This is a genomic window from Polynucleobacter sp. MWH-S4W17, assembly GCF_018687535.1.
GTDB lineage: Bacteria > Pseudomonadota > Gammaproteobacteria > Burkholderiales > Burkholderiaceae > Polynucleobacter.
The window spans coordinates 256,009-271,991 of sequence record NZ_CP061295.1 but is presented as its reverse complement, the minus strand read 5'-3'; the positions used below and the strand labels follow the sequence as shown (position 1 = coordinate 271,991).

Sequence of the window (15,983 nt, the reverse complement as noted above, 5' to 3'; positions counted from 1 at the left end):
GTATTAGGCTGCGCGCAGCTCATCATCCTGCTGAATCAAACTATCAGCAGGGATCCCCAACATAGAGTGCAACTTCCAAATCATCTTCAGTGTAAGGGGGCGTTTGCGATTTAATATTTCATATACGCGATTTAGGCCACCGATCATCGGCTGCAAATCCTTTGGACTCAAGTCGGATTGTTCCATTCTGAATTTAATTGCCTCAATTGGGTCTGGTGGAAGAATCGCATAGTGCTTGTTCTCATAAGACTCAATGAGCATTAAGAGGATCTCAAACCTATCTCCATCCTTAGTCCCAGGTTTTGGCTCATGATCAAAATAGTAAGACGCCTGGGCTAGGGCATCCTTGTATTCAAGCTTGTTACGAATGGGTTTTAATTCTTTCATTATTCCTCCAACTGCACTGTGTAAGCATCAATTTGATCGTATGCAGCATGGCTACCAATAAATTTCACATATACCGCCCCAAAACTATAAGCAACTGCCACCACCAAACGGTAGGCATTTCCTTTGATATTAAAGACAACTCTATTACCTGCAATAAAACTCGCATTTCGATACTTATTCTTTATATCTTGCGGCCTTTTCCAATTTGCATGCGCCACCTCGTCATACCAAGCTTTAAGTGGCTGCTCGGCATCGGGATGAATACGCCAAAAATTTGTTAGGTGTTTTCTGGCTATTATTCGCACACATTAATCTTAGTCCCAAAATGGGACTATTGCAAGTGGGGTCATATAACCCTATGCCAATTAAGATTTAAGCGATTTAAAATTACAAGTCACATGGATATTGCAGACATACTTCGCATCAAAACCACAGTCAGCATGGCTGAGCTAAAACGCAATCCTAAGAAGATTATTGGTAATGCAGACGATCTACCTATGGCCATCTTAAATAGTAACAAACCTAAGGCTTATCTTTTGTCAGCTAAGGCATATGAAGTGATACTTGATTTTATTGATGATGCCTCGCTAATAAAAACTATCAAGGCTCGTAGGGGTGGCAAAACTATAAAAGTAAAGATTTAAGTCTTATTAAGCATTCTAGCTATATAGCGCGCAATTAAATCCACCTCAAGATTTACCGCATCACCTTGCTTGAGATTGCCCAGGGTAGTGTTTTCCAAGGTGTGGGGAATAATATTGATATCAATGACGCAAGAAGTTGCTGAGTCTTCGGTCTGATTGACTGTGAGCGATACACCATTCACAACAATAGATCCTTTGTAAGCCAAGTATTGCGCCAGTTCTTTTGGAGCTTCAATACGCAGCAACCAAGAACCATAAGCGTCATTAGCCACTTGAGAAAAGTGCGCAACCTTGCCAACACCATCTACGTGCCCACTCACTAAATGTCCGCCTAGGCGATCATTTAAACGCATGGCCTTTTCGAGGTTGACTGGACCGACCTTATCAAGACCAATCGTTTTATTCAGAGACTCACGAGAGATATCCAAGGCAAAAGAATCGCTGGTTAACTGGGTAGCTGTCATGCAAGCACCTTGAATGGCAATGCTGTCACCCAAGGCAACATCATCCAAATAGCCAGATGGAACCTCGATAATTAAATGCAAGCCATCGCCCTTTGCTTGAGCGCTCTTAATTTGACCAACAGCAGTAATGATTCCAGTAAACATAGGGTAATTTTAGTTCTTTATTAAGCGTAGTCGAAGATCGGAGCCAAAGAGACTGTGATCAATGACTTGCCACTGTTCTCTGTCATTCAAGGAATTTAGTGGCGCAACATTAGCCATACCAATACCCTCACCCATCAAGAATGGGGCGTAGTAGAGCAGCAGCTCGTCTACACAGTTTTCTCTGAGTAAAGATCCATTGAGCTTAAAGCCTGCCTCTATATGAATTTCATTCATCTCACGCTCTTTGGCTAAATACGAGAATAGCTTTGGCAGATCTACTTTGCCAGATGGATTAGCCATGGCAATAACTTCGATACCGCGCGCAGTAAATGCTTTGGCTTTTTGCTGCATCTCTGGGCCATCAAGACTTGCACAAACAATGATGACGCCTGATTGATCAATGTTGTTGAGAATCTTTGCTGCCGGCGGCGTTTCTAATTTGGAATCAACGATGATGCGCCAAGGTTGACGCTCAGTTTGAACATCCCGCACATTCAGAGTGGGATCGTCTTCTTTAACAGTTCCTACACCAGTCACAATGGCACATGCTTGTGCACGCCAATGATGGCCATCAGCTCTTGCAAGCGGTCCGGTGATCCACTGACTACGGCCATCCGGTAAAGCCGTCTTACCATCGAGACTTGCAGCAATTTTCATGCGCACCCAAGGCAAACCTCGAGTCATGCGTGAAATAAATCCAGGATTTAATGCATGCGCTTCGGCTTCCATTAATCCGCAATGTACTACGATGCCTGCAGTTTTTAGTTTTTCTAAGCCCTTGCCACCAACCAAAGGATTGGGATCAGACATTGCCACAAATATGGCTTTCGGTTTTGCAGCAATCAATGCATCAACGCATGGGGGAGTTCGCCCAGTATGACTGCAGGGCTCCAGCGTTACATAGATGGTTGATCCCGCAGGATCATTTCCGAGTGATTTGGCATTCGCTAGGGCTTGTATCTCAGCATGAGCACTGCCTACCTTCTGAGTAAAGCCCTTACCAATAACTTTGTCATCTTTAACAATGACACAACCCACTCTAGGATTAGGGTTCGATAAATAAAGTGCTTTTTGAGCCTCGGCTAAAGCCTTACTCATAAACTGGTGGTCAACTGCGCTGTACATAGGGTCTATTAAACCATTCAATGGCAGCGCTTAGTATCTCTAGCGGGGTCGCAGATGCGCCAGCGACCTCCACTTCCCAAAATCATTTGGCGCTCCAAGTCGGGAGCCCTGCTGTGACCCAGGATCAATCGATTGGCCACAAACCCGCCTTGAGCCGTTTTTGCCGCACCGGCGGCATTAAACAGAATGCTCTTCTTGCCAGAATTGGGATCAATAAATTGCTTACCTCCGCCCTTAAAGTAAATGGGGTCGATGCCTCCCTGCAAAAACCAAGACTTTTCAATACAACCTGATTTGACTGCCTTACCGATGCAGCCGCTTTTAACTACCCACCCCGACTCCCATCGATCGTCAGCAATAGGCGCAAGGCGCACGGGTTGCCCTAAATACAAAGCTTGCTGACGAGCAAAGTGCGCATGAGCAATAAACCTTCGAGCGATAGTTTCGATTTCTCGTGCGGCAATTTGTTCTTGCAATAAAGGCATGGTCATCATCGCAACAATGGCAATGAGCAAAACCACAGCCATTAACTCCAAGAGACTAAATCCGGATTTTGAATCTAGCATTAAGTTATTCAAATATATGTCGCCAGTTAATGCGAGTTACTGTGCCATTTGTTTCATCAATCACAACACCAATCTGAATCGCTGGCTTTTCTTTACTGGAAATCAACCAACGATTTTTTCCTACTGATTGAATAAAACAAGTATTCTCTTCGAGATTAGCAAGAGCGGTTAAATTTTTCTCACAGTCTAAGACCGATTTTTCAGCAGCAATAAAATGTTTCTGAGATGCTTCCATTGTTTTTACTTCTACGATGCGTAATGCACTCAGCCTCTCCAAATACGCTATGAGAGATGAACAGAGCAATAGCAGCGATATCACCCAAGCCAAAATCATAAGAAATTCCTCGTCGCAAAAGTGCGCTCGAGATCCAAGTTGAGCTTAGCCCCATCAGTCATTTGTAGCTTGACCTTAAAAAGCCTTAACACCGATGATTGCTGGGCTTCAGAGAGGCTCAACTCTTCTATCAGAAGACTATTGACTCCATTCATTAAGGTGGTATTTTGTATGCGGCCCTGGCGATCGAGTGACTGACAAATTAGCGAACCACCATTGACTTTTTTGCCTTTTGGAATACCTGCCTGACGATCCACCAAGAATCCTTGCATGGCCAAATTATTTTTGGTGCGATCTTGAGTCAGTACATTTCCAATGCAATCAAAATCTGTACTAGCGGATAATTCATGACGAATGATCAGTGAATCCGATCCTCGGAATCCCGATCTTTTTTCGACCTGAAGCAATGAGCTATCATTTTTTTGATGCCTTATTTTTTGTCTTGACTTCTGACTTAGGATTTGAGCGTCTTGAATATTTCGATAACCCGCTATACGAATAGCTCGGCCAATTAATTCAAATGCACGATCTGCTTCTGAAATTAGCGCTTGTGATTTTTCATACTCAATTTGCTTGATTACCAAATCAGCGCTTGTTTTTAATAGTGGGTTGAGTAGCAATGCGCACAGAGCGATCCCGACCAGACATTCGAGTAGACTCATAACTTAAAGCTTTATTGGGTAGATTGAGATTGATCCTGCTTTGCTCCTGCATTTCAAAAGCATCTGAATCCTTTCTAAGTTGCGCTCTTTTGCTCTCTTGTTGAGTCAGGGTTAAGGCCAGGCGCTGATAAACACCCGCCGATGCCATCCAGACCCCCAAAATCATGCTCATGGCCACCAAAACCTCTAACAAAATAAATCCCCGGCAATTCATAGGTCCGTATGCTGGGTTGGAGGTCTTTTTAGGAGGCATCGCCCATTTTCAAAGGCAGTCTTGTGAACTGAAACTCACATCTAAGGCTCTTGCTGTCAGAAACACGGGATATTAAGGTGGGACAGCACTGTAAAGGGCTCCTGAGCTTAAAATAGAGCGCTATGCCAAATACCCTTGCCTCCACCGAAGAAATTATTGCTGAGCTTAGCGCCGGCAAAATGGTGATCCTCGTCGATGAAGAAGATCGTGAAAACGAGGGCGATTTAGTTCTGGCCGCCGATCACGTTACAGCTGAGGCCGTGAATTTCATGGCAAAACATGGCCGTGGATTGATTTGCTTAACCCTGACACGCGAGCGTTGCCAACAACTGAATCTTCCTTTGATGGTTCGTGATAACGGCACATCAATGGGAACGAATTTCACAGTCTCTATTGAAGCAGCCAGCGGAGTGACTACTGGTATTTCAGCAGCTGATCGCGCACTTACAATTAAAACTGCCGTGGCTCCAAACGCCAAGCCCAGTGATTTAGTTCAGCCTGGCCATATTTTTCCATTGATGGCACAGCCTGGTGGTGTACTTATTCGCTCAGGACATACTGAAGCGGGCTGCGACTTAGCAGCAATGGCTGGATGCTCACCGACTTCCGTGATTTGTGAAATTATGAAAGACGATGGCAGCATGGCACGTCTTCCAGATCTTTTGGAATTTGCAAAAGAGCATCAATTAAAAATTGGCAGCATTGCAGATCTCATTCAATACCGTAGCCAACATGAAAGTATTGTGGTTCGTGAAGGTACTCGTGAATTCATTACCCCTTGGGGAAAATTCCAAGGGATTGTTTATCGCGATACTCCTAGCTCATGCATTCATATTGCATTAGTGCATGGCAAGCCTTCTGAAGCTCAAGAAACCTTAGTGCGCGTGCATGAGCCGGTCACTGTTTTGGATTTCCTGGACTCCAACGTCAGCACCCATTCATGGCCGCTAGCCAAAGCGTTGGAAGAACTTGCTTCTGCCCCTACTGGCGTTGCGGTACTCCTCAATGCCTCTGGGATCGCTGCTCCGAACGACCAAGATTGGTTGGCACAGTTCCAGAAACTGAATCAATCCCATGAAGAAGCCAAGAAACCGTTGGCCAGAAAAACTGATTTCAGAAGCTACGGTATCGGCGCCCAAATCTTGAAAGATATCGGCGTTGGCAAAATGTGCTTGCTTGCAAATCCAAGCCCTGTGCCTAGCCTATCTGGTTATAAGCTCGAAGTTACGGGTTACAAGCCGTACACTTCTTAAATTCCATTAAAGCCTAAATATTTTTAAAGATTGATATGACGAGTTCCACTAATGATTTTGTAGGTGTATTAGAAGCTGATCTCAACGGTCAAGATCTCCGCATTGGTGTTGTGCAAGCCCGCTTTAATGAAGATCATTGTGTTGCCTTAACTAATGCCTGCATCAATGAATTGATTTCTCTTGGGGTTTCTCAAGCAGATATTAAATTGGTTACCGTTCCTGGCGCACTAGAAATTCCGTTTGCCCTTCAAAAAATGGCAGAGACTGGTGAGTTTGATGGCTTAGTGGCTCTAGGTGCTGTTATCCGCGGTGAGACCTATCACTTCGAATTAGTATCCAATGAATCCGCTTCCGGCATCACTCGTATCTCAATTGACTCTGGATTACCAATCGCCAATGGCGTACTCACTTGCGACACTGATGAGCAAGCTCAAGTCCGTGTTCAAGTAAAAGGCGCAGAATGTGCTCAAGCAGTAGTGGAGATGGCAAATTTAGCCTTGGCATTAACTCCTGATATTGATATCGAAATCAACTCGAGTGAAGAAGAATAATTCGCATGACCACATCTAGCCAAAACCCACTGAACCCACAAGCTAGTAAGGAAGTGAAGCCAGCTCCAAAGCGCTCATTAACACCACGTCGTCGCGCTCGTGAATATGCCCTCCAAGGCGTTTATCAAAGCCTAGTCATGCGTCGTGCTGGCAGCATTCCCAATGGTGCTGCCATTGCTAAGCAGCTTGCTGAAGATCCCGCGTTCCGTCGCTGCCAACTCGAGCTTTTTCAAGGTATTTTTGATGGTGTACTAGCTCGCACTGATGAGTTGGAGGCCATTATTACTCCGGCACTAGATCGCCCAATTAATGAGCTCTCACCAGTTGAGCATGCCGCTTTACTGATTGGCGCCTATGAGCTAGCTGTCGACCTTTCCGTGCCTTATAAAGTAGCAATCAACGAAGCAGTCGAGCTTGCCAAAACCTTTGGCGGCACAGACGGCCATAAATATGTCAATGGCGTACTAGATCTACTCGCCCAGAAGCTCCGCGCTACCGAGACTCAGGCAGGCTAAACACTTCCTAAACAGTGGTAAAGCATCCAGCCTTCAGGCCCTTAGAGCTTGGAGGCTATTTTATTTATTGAGGGATAAAATGACCTAAATCTATACCGAGGTCAGACAACATGCAAAAAGTAGACATTCGTAGTCAACTGAAAGATTCCAGTCTCTTTAGAGAAGAGGCTTTTATTGATGGTCAATGGATTGGCTCCGCAAATACCTTTGCCGTTTCCAATCCCGCCACCGATGAGACCATTGCAACGGTAGCCAATCTAGAAACCAAAGATGCTGAGCTCGCTATCTCCGCAGCTGAAAAAGCACTTCCAGCATGGCGCAGCAAATTAGCCAAAGAGCGGGCGCACATCATGCGCAAGTGGTTTGACCTCATTATTGAAAATACACAAGATCTTGCAAAGCTCATGACGCTTGAGCAAGGCAAGCCTCTCAGTGAAGCTGCTGGTGAAGTGGTTTATGGCGCCTCATTTGTAGAGTGGTTTGCTGAAGAAGCGAAACGTGTAGAAGGCTCCATTCTGGGAACGACCTGGAGTGACAAGCGCCTCATGGTCTTAAAGCAGCCGATTGGTGTATGCGTAGCTATTACGCCATGGAACTTTCCGATTGCGATGATCACGCGCAAGATTGCACCTGCATTAGCGGCAGGATGCACCATCGTGATTAAGCCCGCTGAATTAACACCACTATCTGCCTTAGCCCTAGCTGAACTTGCGAAGCGCGCCGGCATTCCGGATGGGGTAATTAATATCGTGACCGCTGATGCAACTCAATCTATTGTGGTTGGTAAAGCACTTTGCTCCTCACCAACAGTGCGCCATTTATCTTTCACAGGATCCACAGAAGTGGGCCGAATCCTGATGGAGCAATGCGCCCCCACCGTTAAGAAGCTTGCCCTTGAGTTGGGTGGACACGCACCGTTTATCGTCTTTGAAGATGCAGATATCGATGCTGCAGTCAGTGGCGCTATGGCTTCTAAATTTAGAAACTCTGGGCAAACTTGTGTATGCGCAAACCGTTTTTATGTTCATAAAAAGGTACATGATCAGTTTGTTGAGAAATTTGCGAAAGCACTAGCCATCATTAAGGTCGGTAATGGCATGGAAGCTGGCATTACTCAAGGCCCTTTAATTGAAACTGCCGCCCTTGAAAAAGTGCAAAAGCATGTTGCTGATGCATTAAGTAAAGGCGCCAAGCTGATCACTGGTGGTAAGCAATCTATTGAAGGTAAGAACTTTTATGAGCCAACTATTTTAGCCAACGTAAATAGTCAAATGTTGATTACTTATGAAGAGACCTTTGGCCCGATAGCGCCGATCATTCCTTTTGAGAATGATGAAGAAGTCATAAAGTTAGCCAATAGTAGTCAATTTGGCCTAGCATCGTATTTTTATAGTCGTGATATTGGTCGCGTGTGGAAAGTGGCTGAAGCCTTGGAGTACGGCATGGTGGGTGTTAATACTGGATTAATCTCTAACGAGGTTGCTCCCTTTGGTGGTATCAAGCAATCCGGACTGGGACGTGAAGGCAGCGCCTACGGAATGGATGAATACCTTGAGATGAAATACGTCTGCGTAGGCTTATAAGCTTCAGTATTTAATGCTCTTGGTTTATTTTTTCCTGTAAACCAAGTCCCAAACACCGTGGCCCAGCTTGATGCCACGGTTTTCAAACTTCGTTACTGGGCGATAGTCTGGGCGCACGACATAACCCTGATGCTCGGCATTGAGCTGTTCAGGAGTGGGCTTGAATTCATTGCAAACCTCACCGGGCTTAGCAATATCGTCAGCAGTGAAAGTTTCCACTTTCATTAATTCGCGAGAAGTATTTTCTAAAGTAGTTTCAGCATTCAGAACCAAGAGCATTTGCTCAGCATAGTTGTGCCAATCGGTTGCTAGATGCAAATAAGCACCAGGCTTTAATCTGGAAACCAAAAGCTTTACGAACTCAGCCTGGATTAAACGACGTTTTTGATGACGCTTCTTATGCCAAGGATCAGCAAAGTAAATATGAATCCCATCCAAAGAATTTGGTGCAAGCATGTTCTCTAAAACCTCAACAGCATCATGACGTATTAGCCTGAGATTGGTAAGATTGTTTTCGCCAATGAGCTTAAGCAAGGCACCAACGCCAGGGGGATGAACTTCAATTGCTAAAAAATCATCTTCTGTTCTGAGATCTGCAATCTTGGCAGTCGTCTCACCCATGCCAAAACCAATTTCCAATATCTTTGGTTTAGTTGAGCCGTTAAATGCTTCGATTAAATTGAGATTAGACGCTTGATAAGGCAGTAAAAACTGAGGGCCTAATTCCTCAATTGCGCGTTGTTGACCAGCGGTAGTTCTTCCGGCCCTTAAAACAAAGGAGCGAATTCGCTCATCAAAGCGTTTCCCAGATACAGTGCTATTTTCAACCACTACTAGCCCACAACTTTCTTAAAGTAAGCAATCGTCTCTTTAAGACCATCTTCTAAGTTGACCTTAGGCTGCCAACCGAGCTTAGCTTTTGCTAATTCGATATTGGGCTGGCGCTGCTTAGGATCATCCGAAGGTAGTGACTGATAAACGATCTTAGATTTACTACCTGATAACTTCAGAATCGTCTCAGCTAATTGAAGCATAGTGAACTCACCTGGGTTGCCAATGTTTACGGGTCCCGTGAAGCCTTGTTCTGAGTTCATCATTTTGACCATGGCATCGATTAAGTCATCAACATAGCAAAAACTTCTGGTTTGCTGACCATCACCATAAATCGTGATGTCTTTGCCTTGCAATGCTTGAACAATGAAGTTACTCACTACACGGCCATCATTGGGGTGCATGCGTGGGCCATAGGTATTAAAGATGCGTACGACCTTGATATCTAAGTTGTGCTGACGATAATAATCAAAGAACAGGGTTTCAGCACAGCGTTTGCCTTCGTCATAGCAAGAGCGAATACCAATCGGATTAACCTTACCCCAGTACTCTTCTGGCTGTGGATGGACTTCGGGGTCGCCATATACCTCACTAGTTGAAGCTTGCAAGATACGGGCTCTGGTTCTTTTGGCAAGTCCGAGCATATTAATGGCGCCATGCACACTCGTTTTGGTGGTTTGTACTGGATCGTATTGATAGTGCACCGGAGATGCTGGGCAAGCAAGATTGTAGATTTGATCCGTTTCTACATAGAGCGGAAAGGTGACATCATGACGCATAAGTTCTAAACGAGAATTAGGTAATAAATGCGCTAAGTTCTCTTTAGTGCCTGTGAAATAGTTATCAACAACCAAAACATCATTACCCTCTTTGAGGAGTTTCTCAGTTAAGTGAGATCCCAAAAAGCCAGCGCCGCCGGTGATGAGGATTTTGTTCATAGTTAGTCTTTTTTAAAAAAGGATATTTAAATGCGTTAGCTATTAGTCTTTTTTGGGGTATTCCAACCCGCCGAGCGATAGGCATAAACAACCTCTGCCAGAACAATGGATAAAGATGTCATAAAAAAGATGAGCCCCAATACAAATGTCCAAATGACATAAGATGTCTGTAAAGAACGCACCGCGCCCGCCTGAAAAAAGAATAATTCGAGCACTGTTAAGGAAATAAACACGCCACTGAGGACATCAAAAAAGATGGCAGCGGTACAAAGGCGGCCTCTAATTTGGGCCTCATCAGCCTCTTTATTCATGTGCCGCAGTATTGCCGTATCTTTTACCTCACCCAAATTAATGGAGTGTCGGATTGCACGCATACGGTCGACCGAGCGGGCTAAGCGTCCTGAAATCGCATTAATCAAAGTTGCTACAGCCGTTAGTAAAAATACAGGGGCAAGTGCCAGCTGAATATTATTAGTAATTGCGTCTATTGATACATCCATATTTAATTCCGTTTATTTTGATGAAGGACGTTGGTTAGATCAGTGAGACCAAGCAATCAACCCGCTGTAAGCAGTAAATAACACTAGCAATCCAAATGCGATGCGATACCAGGCAAACGGAATGAAGTTATGGTGAGCTACATAATGAATTAACCAGCGCACACAAACAAATGCTGAAATAAACGCAGCAATAAAACCCACAATAGTAGCGAGAGTAAATTCTCCAGAGAAGGCTACCGGCGCTTTCCAGAGCTTAAGGAGCTCATAAGCAGTGGCACCGCCAATGACTGGGATGGCCAAGAAGAATGAAAACTCTGTTGCTACAGCACGAGGCAGTCCAAACAACATGCCGCCAATAATGGTTGCGCCCGAACGCGATGTCCCCGGAATCAATGCAGCACATTGCGCCAATCCGACTTTGAGTGCATCCAAAGGAGTGAGGTCATCTACTGATTTAATGTGACTAGATACATCAGCCCGGTTTTGTTGGCGACGTTCTGCCCAAAAAATAATGAGTGCCCCCACAATGAATGCGCCAGCTACTGGAATCGGGGAAAACAACACTGCCTTAATATGCTTGCCAAATAAGAATCCCAGACCCATAGCCGGAATTGAGGCAATCAAGAGATTGAATACAAAGCGTCGTGCAATAGCGCTACCGGTAAAAGAGGTAGCAACTTTGATGAGCTTTTGACGAAACTCCCAGCAAACCGCCAAAATGGCGCCAAACTGAATAATGACCTCAAAGGCTTTGCCTTGATCATTATTAAAGTCGAGCAAATCTCCGACCAATATCAGATGCCCGGTACTGGATATCGGCAAAAACTCCGTTAATCCCTCGACCACCCCCAGAATGACTGCTTTTAGTAACAAGATTAGATCCATAGACCAAATTTTATAGGTATATAGAGACAACTCAGAGGATTTGGCAAAATAGTGTCTAAATAAGCATTTTGAATAAATTAGCCTTAAACTGCATGGCACATTGAAAAGTATCTGAATTACATGACCCCATCCCGCTTTAGACTTTCTAGACTTACCGCCTTTGGTTTGATCCTAAGTCAATCACTCGGTCTTGGCACATGGTCATTTCAGGCATTAGCCCAAAGCCCCACTGCAGCCGCAAGACCTGCTTTGCCCACCCCCATGAGTGCATCTACCCTGATTGGGCTGGAGCAACCACCACAGATAGCCCCGCTACCCAATAAAACCGCATTACCGGATAACGCAACTCCATCCTACCTGGGAAATAGCAAGTCTAGCGATAACAAGACTCAATTTAACGACCTCATTCAACTCTATCAAGATGCTGCATTTAGTGATCCGGTGTTGAATGCTGCACGCTTTAACTATCAAGCCAGCAAAGAACTCTACTGGCAAGGCCTCTCTCTATTGCTCCCGCAAGCGAATGCAACGCCTGGTGGTACACGCTACTATCAACATGGAGCTGGGACAACAGTAGTCTCAACAGGTGCAGGCAACTCTCGTGTATTTGATCAAAAAAGCTATACCGTCACTCTCACACAGCCTGTTTTTAACGTAGCAGCCCTCGAGGCCTTTAAGCAAGGCGATTTGAATACCAAGATTGCTGATATGAATTTCTTTCAAGCACAGCAAGACCTTATTCTGAGAGTTTCACAAGCTTACTTTGATGCACTGACAAGCCAAGACAATGTAGCACTCTATCGCAATAAGAAGGATCTGATTAAGCAACAGCTAGATATTGCTCAAGCCAAGTTTGACGCAGGCCTTGCAACTATTGTGGATGTCAATACAGCCCAAGCTAGCTACGACCTTACTACCTCCCAAGAAATTGCTGCGCAAGCAGATTTAGTTGTAAAAAAGGGGGTTCTAGAGCAATTAGTAGGCCACCCAGTTGGTCCACTCAAACCCTTGGTTAAAGCAGCCAAAATTGATGGTGTACTGAAAGATCCGCGTAGCAAAAGCAAAGAAAACAAAAGCGCTCCGCTGGTGGATAACGTCAATCCGATACTGCCACCTGGCCAAACTTTAGATGACTGGATTAATCAAACAGAAGCTGCAAATTTCAAGGTATTAGCAAGCCAGTTATCAGTGACCTTATCCGAAAGTACTTATCGCGCTGCTCAGGCCTTGAACTATCCCTCAGTCAATTTAGTGGGCACCTCCGGCTATAACACCTCCAACGGCACGCCAAATAATTACTCGCCTTCACAGACCAATGTTTATAACAATACCCTTTCCTTGCAGATGACCATTCCATTGGTGTCAGGCGGGTTCAATAGCTCCGTCATTCGACAGAATGCTGCATTAGTAGATACAGCAAAAGCCAATTATGACAATGCGAGACGTACTGCGGCTCAAAATACGCGTGCTGCGTTCACTGGCTTCTATGGTGGTTTAGCCAGCGTTAAAGCCTATGAAGCTGCTGAGAGATCTGCAGAATCTGCTGTGGAATCAAGCCGCCTAGGCTTTCAGGTTGGGACCTTAATTAATATCGACGTATTGATTGCGGTCGATACCTTATTTACCACACGCTCTCAGTTACAACAAGCGCGCTACAGCACAGTTTTAAATGCGCTCAAGCTTAAAGCAAGTGCCTCAACCTTGTCTGACGAGGATTTAATCGCAATTAATTCTTTATTGCGTTAATTCAGCAAACTTAAAGAAGCTTCAATGACTTCTGCCACCTGTGGCGGCGATTGAATATCACCCACATTGCGAATATTGTTAGACCAGTAACCTTCGGTCTTCCATCTTGGTGAATCACAATAAATTTCTACTGTAGGTTTACCTAAAACAGCTGCAAGATGTGTGAGGCCCGTATCAACACCCACTGTCAGTGCGGCACCTGCGATCACCGAAAAAGCTTCCTGAATTGAAAATGCTGGTGGCACCAAGGCATTCGGAACGTGCAAAGCAATTTCCTTGCTCACAGCTTGCTCGGCCGCATTGCCCCAGGGGAGCACAATCTGATAACCACTACTAGCTAGCTCATTGCCCAAAGAAATCCAATGTTCATTGGACCAACGCTTAGCTTGTCTAGCAGTCGAATGAAAACACAAGACATAAGGTGACTTTAATTCTTTTAAGACCTCACCTGAATTGACGCTCAGAGAATCAACGTAATCCTTTGGATAAAACTGAGGCGCAATAGTGCGATCAACTAAGGGCCAATCAAAAGCCGAGCACGTAACCCAGCGCGAACGATCTACTGCATGACATTGCATTGGGACTTGCACAGACTGGTTATAAAACAATCGGGCAATCGGCTCATACCCGGAAAATTCTGTTGCATTGGCGAGCCCTGAAATCACAGCGTTTGAACTCTTTTTAGCTAGAGCACAAACAATGGCTGATTTAAGCAGGCCCTGAGTCTCAATAATCACATCGTAAGAATTTGCCTGAAGCTCTTTTTTGAATGCAAAAAACTGCTGCCAAGTAGAGAGCTTAAATAAATTCTTTTTCCAGCGACGTAAACCAAATGGAATGATGCGATCAATTCCGCTAAAGCCATTTTTACTGAGAAGTGGTTCAAGCAAATGAACATAACCCTCTTCAACTACCCAATCAATTTGCGCATGAGGCAAACGTCTACGAAGATCCCAAACAATCGGTAAGTTGTGCAGCACATCCCCTAAGGAGGAAAGCTTTACCAACAAAATCTTGGGATTGGACGGGAGACCCTTTGAGTAGGTCGAAGATAAATCACTCATTTGAGGATTATCTTATCTTTTGAAAATTGCCGAAGGCATCTAGAACTTGGGTGCCACGTCCCATGAAAGACCGGCCGCATCCTTGGCATTCATATTGGGCTCGATACCAGCGGGCAAAGGCCACTCTATACCCACTGCTGAATCATTCCAAGCAAGGCAAGCTTCACTCTGTGGATGGTAATAATCCGTTGTCTTGTAAAGAAATTCTGCTGTAGGTGTGAGTACCAAAAAGCCATGAGCCAATTGAGCAGGAATCCACAATTGCTTGTGGTTTTCTGCGCTCAATTCAACACCAACCCATTTACCGTAAGTTGGTGAATCCTTACGAATATCGACAGCCACATCAAATACGCTACCAGCCACGACTCGTACTAATTTACCTTGAGTCTTCTCTATTTGATAATGCAGGCCACGCAAAGTCCACTGACGTGAAAAAGAATGATTGTCTTGCACAAACTGGACATCAAGGCCAGTTGCACTTGCAAAGTCCTCTGCATTGAATGATTCGGTAAACCAACCGCGCTCATCGCCAAAGACTTTTGACTCCACAATATAAACATCATGAATCGCAGTAGGTGTTAACTGCAACTTAGAAGGAATGCTCATTTAGGAACCTTCTTGGCAGAAAGTGAAATGGGTTGAGCTGAGCTATTGAGCTCGTTCAAAATCTTACCCAAGTACTGACCATAACTATTCTTGCTTAACTGTGCAGCAACCTTCTGTACCACTTCAGCGCTAATCCAACCTTGGCGATAAGCAATTTCTTCAGGACAGGCCACCATCAAGCCTTGACGCTTTTGTAGAGTGGCAATGAAACCTGCCGCATCTAACAGAGAATCATGCGTTCCAGTATCCAACCAAGCAAATCCACGACCCATAATCTCGACATTCAGCTCATTCTTTTCAAGATAGACACGGTTGACATCTGTAATCTCGAGTTCACCACGAGCGCTGGGCTTAATCGAGGCAGCAATATCGCAAACCTGATTGTCATAAAAATATAAGCCTGTTACTGCATAGTTACTGCGAGGCTTCAAAGGTTTTTCTTCAATCGACAGCGCTTTGTAGTCTTTATCAAACTCTACTACGCCATAACGCTCCGGATCATTCACGTGATACGCAAATACAGATGCACCCGAAGTACGATCGTTTGCACTATTGAGTTGATCAACCAATTCATGGCCATAGAAAATATTGTCGCCCAGCACTAATGCGCTTGGACTATTTCCTACAAAGTTTTTGCCAAGCGTAAATGCTTGCGCCAAACCATCTGGTGAGGGTTGCACGCAATACTCTATATTGAGACCCCACTGCGAGCCATCGCCTAATAGTTCAGAAAATCGAGGAGTATCTTGCGGCGTAGAAATTAAGAGAATGTCGCGAATACCAGCCAACATTAGGGTACTTAATGGGTAATACACCATTGGCTTGTCATAGACTGGCATTAATTGCTTTGACACTGCCTGAGTCACTGGATAAAGACGGGTACCAGACCCACCAGCCAAGATGATGCCTTTGCGATTTACAGCCATTTATTA

General features: G+C 44.8%; 21 protein-coding genes. 6 read left to right on the top strand and 15 right to left on the bottom strand.

The window, feature by feature from the left end; all coding sequences use genetic code 11:
* Positions 1 to 3: 3 nt before the first annotated feature.
* Complete coding sequence (locus tag C2755_RS01470) at positions 4 to 390, bottom strand: type II toxin-antitoxin system HigA family antitoxin (RefSeq protein ID WP_215322249.1); 387 nt, start codon at positions 388 to 390, stop codon at positions 4 to 6.
* Positions 387 to 692 (bottom strand): type II toxin-antitoxin system HigB family toxin, encoded by a 306-nt coding sequence (locus C2755_RS01465; protein WP_215321456.1) that lies wholly within the window; start codon positions 690 to 692, stop codon positions 387 to 389. The genes C2755_RS01470 and C2755_RS01465 overlap by 4 nt, the downstream gene beginning before the upstream one ends.
* 93 nt (positions 693 to 785) lie before the next feature.
* Here C2755_RS01465 and C2755_RS01460 point away from each other — a divergent pair, with 93 nt between their 5' ends.
* Entirely contained in the window at positions 786 to 1,031 is a 246-nt protein-coding gene (locus tag C2755_RS01460) for a type II toxin-antitoxin system Phd/YefM family antitoxin (RefSeq protein ID WP_215321455.1), read from the top strand.
* Here the strand turns inward: C2755_RS01460 and C2755_RS01455 are convergent.
* From C2755_RS01455 to C2755_RS01430, 6 genes are read right to left on the bottom strand one after another with little or no spacing between them, the layout of a single operon-like run.
* A complete protein-coding gene (locus C2755_RS01455) occupies positions 1,028 to 1,639 on the bottom strand; it encodes a riboflavin synthase (RefSeq protein WP_215321454.1) in 612 nt (203 codons plus the stop codon). The two genes, C2755_RS01460 and C2755_RS01455, sit on opposite strands and share 4 nt — an antisense overlap.
* A 9-nt stretch (positions 1,640 to 1,648) precedes the next feature.
* Positions 1,649 to 2,764 (bottom strand): bifunctional diaminohydroxyphosphoribosylaminopyrimidine deaminase/5-amino-6-(5-phosphoribosylamino)uracil reductase RibD, encoded by a 1,116-nt coding sequence (ribD, locus tag C2755_RS01450; protein ID WP_215321453.1) that lies wholly within the window; start codon positions 2,762 to 2,764, stop codon positions 1,649 to 1,651.
* Between the two features lie 17 nt (positions 2,765 to 2,781).
* Entirely contained in the window at positions 2,782 to 3,330 is a 549-nt protein-coding gene (locus tag C2755_RS01445; RefSeq protein WP_215321452.1) for a GspH/FimT family pseudopilin, read from the bottom strand.
* A gap of 4 nt (positions 3,331 to 3,334) precedes the next feature.
* Positions 3,335 to 3,664, bottom strand: a complete 330-nt coding sequence (locus C2755_RS01440) for a hypothetical protein (protein ID WP_215321451.1) — start codon at positions 3,662 to 3,664, stop codon at positions 3,335 to 3,337.
* On the bottom strand, positions 3,661 to 4,326 hold the full coding sequence (locus C2755_RS01435; protein ID WP_215321450.1) for a hypothetical protein: 666 nt from the start codon (positions 4,324 to 4,326) through the stop codon (positions 3,661 to 3,663). The genes C2755_RS01440 and C2755_RS01435 overlap by 4 nt, the downstream gene beginning before the upstream one ends.
* The gene (locus C2755_RS01430; protein WP_215321449.1) at positions 4,250 to 4,579 is read right to left on the bottom strand and encodes a hypothetical protein; all 330 of its coding nucleotides are present in this window, start codon (positions 4,577 to 4,579) and stop codon (positions 4,250 to 4,252) included. Before C2755_RS01430 ends, C2755_RS01435 begins: the two co-directional genes overlap by 77 nt.
* 122 nt (positions 4,580 to 4,701) lie before the next feature.
* Between C2755_RS01430 and ribBA the strand changes: the two genes are divergently transcribed.
* The 4 genes from ribBA (at position 4,702) to C2755_RS01410 (ending at position 8,481) form a co-directional block, all read left to right on the top strand.
* A complete protein-coding gene (gene ribBA, locus C2755_RS01425) occupies positions 4,702 to 5,832 on the top strand; it encodes a bifunctional 3,4-dihydroxy-2-butanone-4-phosphate synthase/GTP cyclohydrolase II (RefSeq protein ID WP_215321448.1) in 1,131 nt (376 codons plus the stop codon).
* Positions 5,833 to 5,867: 35 nt separating this feature from the next.
* Entirely contained in the window at positions 5,868 to 6,383 is a 516-nt protein-coding gene (gene ribH / locus C2755_RS01420; protein ID WP_215321447.1) for a 6,7-dimethyl-8-ribityllumazine synthase, read from the top strand.
* A 5-nt stretch (positions 6,384 to 6,388) separates the two neighbouring features.
* Positions 6,389 to 6,898, top strand: a complete 510-nt coding sequence (nusB, locus tag C2755_RS01415; RefSeq protein ID WP_215321446.1) for a transcription antitermination factor NusB — start codon at positions 6,389 to 6,391, stop codon at positions 6,896 to 6,898.
* 110 nt (positions 6,899 to 7,008) lie between these two features.
* Positions 7,009 to 8,481 carry an NAD-dependent succinate-semialdehyde dehydrogenase gene (locus tag C2755_RS01410; RefSeq protein ID WP_215321445.1) on the top strand — a complete coding sequence of 491 codons (1,473 nt, stop codon included), beginning with the start codon at positions 7,009 to 7,011 and terminating at the stop codon, positions 8,479 to 8,481.
* 24 nt (positions 8,482 to 8,505) lie between these two features.
* On the opposite strand, the gene trmB is transcribed toward C2755_RS01410, so the two are convergent.
* Genes trmB through C2755_RS01390 form a run of 4 tightly spaced genes read right to left on the bottom strand, consistent with a single transcriptional unit; the run spans position 8,506 to position 11,635 of the window.
* Complete coding sequence (gene trmB / locus C2755_RS01405; protein ID WP_215321444.1) at positions 8,506 to 9,312, bottom strand: tRNA (guanosine(46)-N7)-methyltransferase TrmB; 807 nt, start codon at positions 9,310 to 9,312, stop codon at positions 8,506 to 8,508.
* Between the two features lie 2 nt (positions 9,313 to 9,314).
* Complete coding sequence (locus tag C2755_RS01400) at positions 9,315 to 10,250, bottom strand: UDP-glucuronic acid decarboxylase family protein (RefSeq protein ID WP_215321443.1); 936 nt, start codon at positions 10,248 to 10,250, stop codon at positions 9,315 to 9,317.
* 35 nt (positions 10,251 to 10,285) lie between these two features.
* A complete protein-coding gene (locus tag C2755_RS01395) occupies positions 10,286 to 10,750 on the bottom strand; it encodes a DUF2721 domain-containing protein (RefSeq protein ID WP_215321442.1) in 465 nt (154 codons plus the stop codon).
* Between the two features lie 39 nt (positions 10,751 to 10,789).
* On the bottom strand, positions 10,790 to 11,635 hold the full coding sequence (locus C2755_RS01390) for an undecaprenyl-diphosphate phosphatase (RefSeq protein ID WP_215321441.1): 846 nt from the start codon (positions 11,633 to 11,635) through the stop codon (positions 10,790 to 10,792).
* A 120-nt stretch (positions 11,636 to 11,755) separates the two neighbouring features.
* On the opposite strand from C2755_RS01390, the gene C2755_RS01385 reads away from it, so the two are divergent.
* Positions 11,756 to 13,381, top strand: a complete 1,626-nt coding sequence (locus C2755_RS01385) for a TolC family protein (RefSeq protein WP_215321440.1) — start codon at positions 11,756 to 11,758, stop codon at positions 13,379 to 13,381.
* On the opposite strand, the gene waaC is transcribed toward C2755_RS01385, so the two are convergent.
* Genes waaC through rfbA form a run of 3 tightly spaced genes read right to left on the bottom strand, consistent with a single transcriptional unit; the run spans position 13,378 to position 15,977 of the window.
* Positions 13,378 to 14,445 carry a lipopolysaccharide heptosyltransferase I gene (gene waaC / locus C2755_RS01380; protein WP_215321439.1) on the bottom strand — a complete coding sequence of 356 codons (1,068 nt, stop codon included), beginning with the start codon at positions 14,443 to 14,445 and terminating at the stop codon, positions 13,378 to 13,380. The two genes, C2755_RS01385 and waaC, sit on opposite strands and share 4 nt — an antisense overlap.
* 39 nt (positions 14,446 to 14,484) lie before the next feature.
* Entirely contained in the window at positions 14,485 to 15,051 is a 567-nt protein-coding gene (gene rfbC / locus C2755_RS01375) for a dTDP-4-dehydrorhamnose 3,5-epimerase (RefSeq protein WP_215321438.1), read from the bottom strand.
* Positions 15,048 to 15,977: a glucose-1-phosphate thymidylyltransferase RfbA gene (gene rfbA, locus C2755_RS01370; protein WP_215321437.1), complete on the bottom strand. Its 930-nt coding sequence runs from the start codon at positions 15,975 to 15,977 to the stop codon at positions 15,048 to 15,050. The genes rfbC and rfbA overlap by 4 nt, the downstream gene beginning before the upstream one ends.
* Positions 15,978 to 15,983 lie beyond the last annotated feature (6 nt).

What these genes read in the sequence shown, in the direction of transcription:
- C2755_RS01460 (WP_215321455.1), top strand. Translation starts at nt 786, where the DNA reads ATGGATATTGCAGACATACTTCGCATCAAAACCACAGTCAGCATGGCT.
- C2755_RS01455 (WP_215321454.1), bottom strand. Translation starts at nt 1,639, where the DNA reads ATGTTTACTGGAATCATTACTGCTGTTGGTCAAATTAAGAGCGCTCAA.
- ribD (WP_215321453.1), bottom strand. Translation starts at nt 2,764, where the DNA reads ATGTACAGCGCAGTTGACCACCAGTTTATGAGTAAGGCTTTAGCCGAG.
- C2755_RS01445 (WP_215321452.1), bottom strand. Translation starts at nt 3,330, where the DNA reads ATGCTAGATTCAAAATCCGGATTTAGTCTCTTGGAGTTAATGGCTGTG.
- C2755_RS01440 (WP_215321451.1), bottom strand. Translation starts at nt 3,664, where the DNA reads ATGATTTTGGCTTGGGTGATATCGCTGCTATTGCTCTGTTCATCTCTC.
- C2755_RS01435 (WP_215321450.1), bottom strand. Translation starts at nt 4,326, where the DNA reads ATGAGTCTACTCGAATGTCTGGTCGGGATCGCTCTGTGCGCATTGCTA.
- C2755_RS01430 (WP_215321449.1), bottom strand. Translation starts at nt 4,579, where the DNA reads ATGCCTCCTAAAAAGACCTCCAACCCAGCATACGGACCTATGAATTGC.
- ribBA (WP_215321448.1), top strand. Translation starts at nt 4,702, where the DNA reads ATGCCAAATACCCTTGCCTCCACCGAAGAAATTATTGCTGAGCTTAGC.
- ribH (WP_215321447.1), top strand. Translation starts at nt 5,868, where the DNA reads ATGACGAGTTCCACTAATGATTTTGTAGGTGTATTAGAAGCTGATCTC.
- nusB (WP_215321446.1), top strand. Translation starts at nt 6,389, where the DNA reads ATGACCACATCTAGCCAAAACCCACTGAACCCACAAGCTAGTAAGGAA.
- C2755_RS01410 (WP_215321445.1), top strand. Translation starts at nt 7,009, where the DNA reads ATGCAAAAAGTAGACATTCGTAGTCAACTGAAAGATTCCAGTCTCTTT.
- C2755_RS01400 (WP_215321443.1), bottom strand. Translation starts at nt 10,250, where the DNA reads ATGAACAAAATCCTCATCACCGGCGGCGCTGGCTTTTTGGGATCTCAC.
- C2755_RS01395 (WP_215321442.1), bottom strand. Translation starts at nt 10,750, where the DNA reads ATGGATGTATCAATAGACGCAATTACTAATAATATTCAGCTGGCACTT.
- C2755_RS01390 (WP_215321441.1), bottom strand. Translation starts at nt 11,635, where the DNA reads ATGGATCTAATCTTGTTACTAAAAGCAGTCATTCTGGGGGTGGTCGAG.
- C2755_RS01385 (WP_215321440.1), top strand. Translation starts at nt 11,756, where the DNA reads ATGACCCCATCCCGCTTTAGACTTTCTAGACTTACCGCCTTTGGTTTG.
- waaC (WP_215321439.1), bottom strand. Translation starts at nt 14,445, where the DNA reads ATGAGTGATTTATCTTCGACCTACTCAAAGGGTCTCCCGTCCAATCCC.
- rfbC (WP_215321438.1), bottom strand. Translation starts at nt 15,051, where the DNA reads ATGAGCATTCCTTCTAAGTTGCAGTTAACACCTACTGCGATTCATGAT.
- rfbA (WP_215321437.1), bottom strand. Translation starts at nt 15,977, where the DNA reads ATGGCTGTAAATCGCAAAGGCATCATCTTGGCTGGTGGGTCTGGTACC.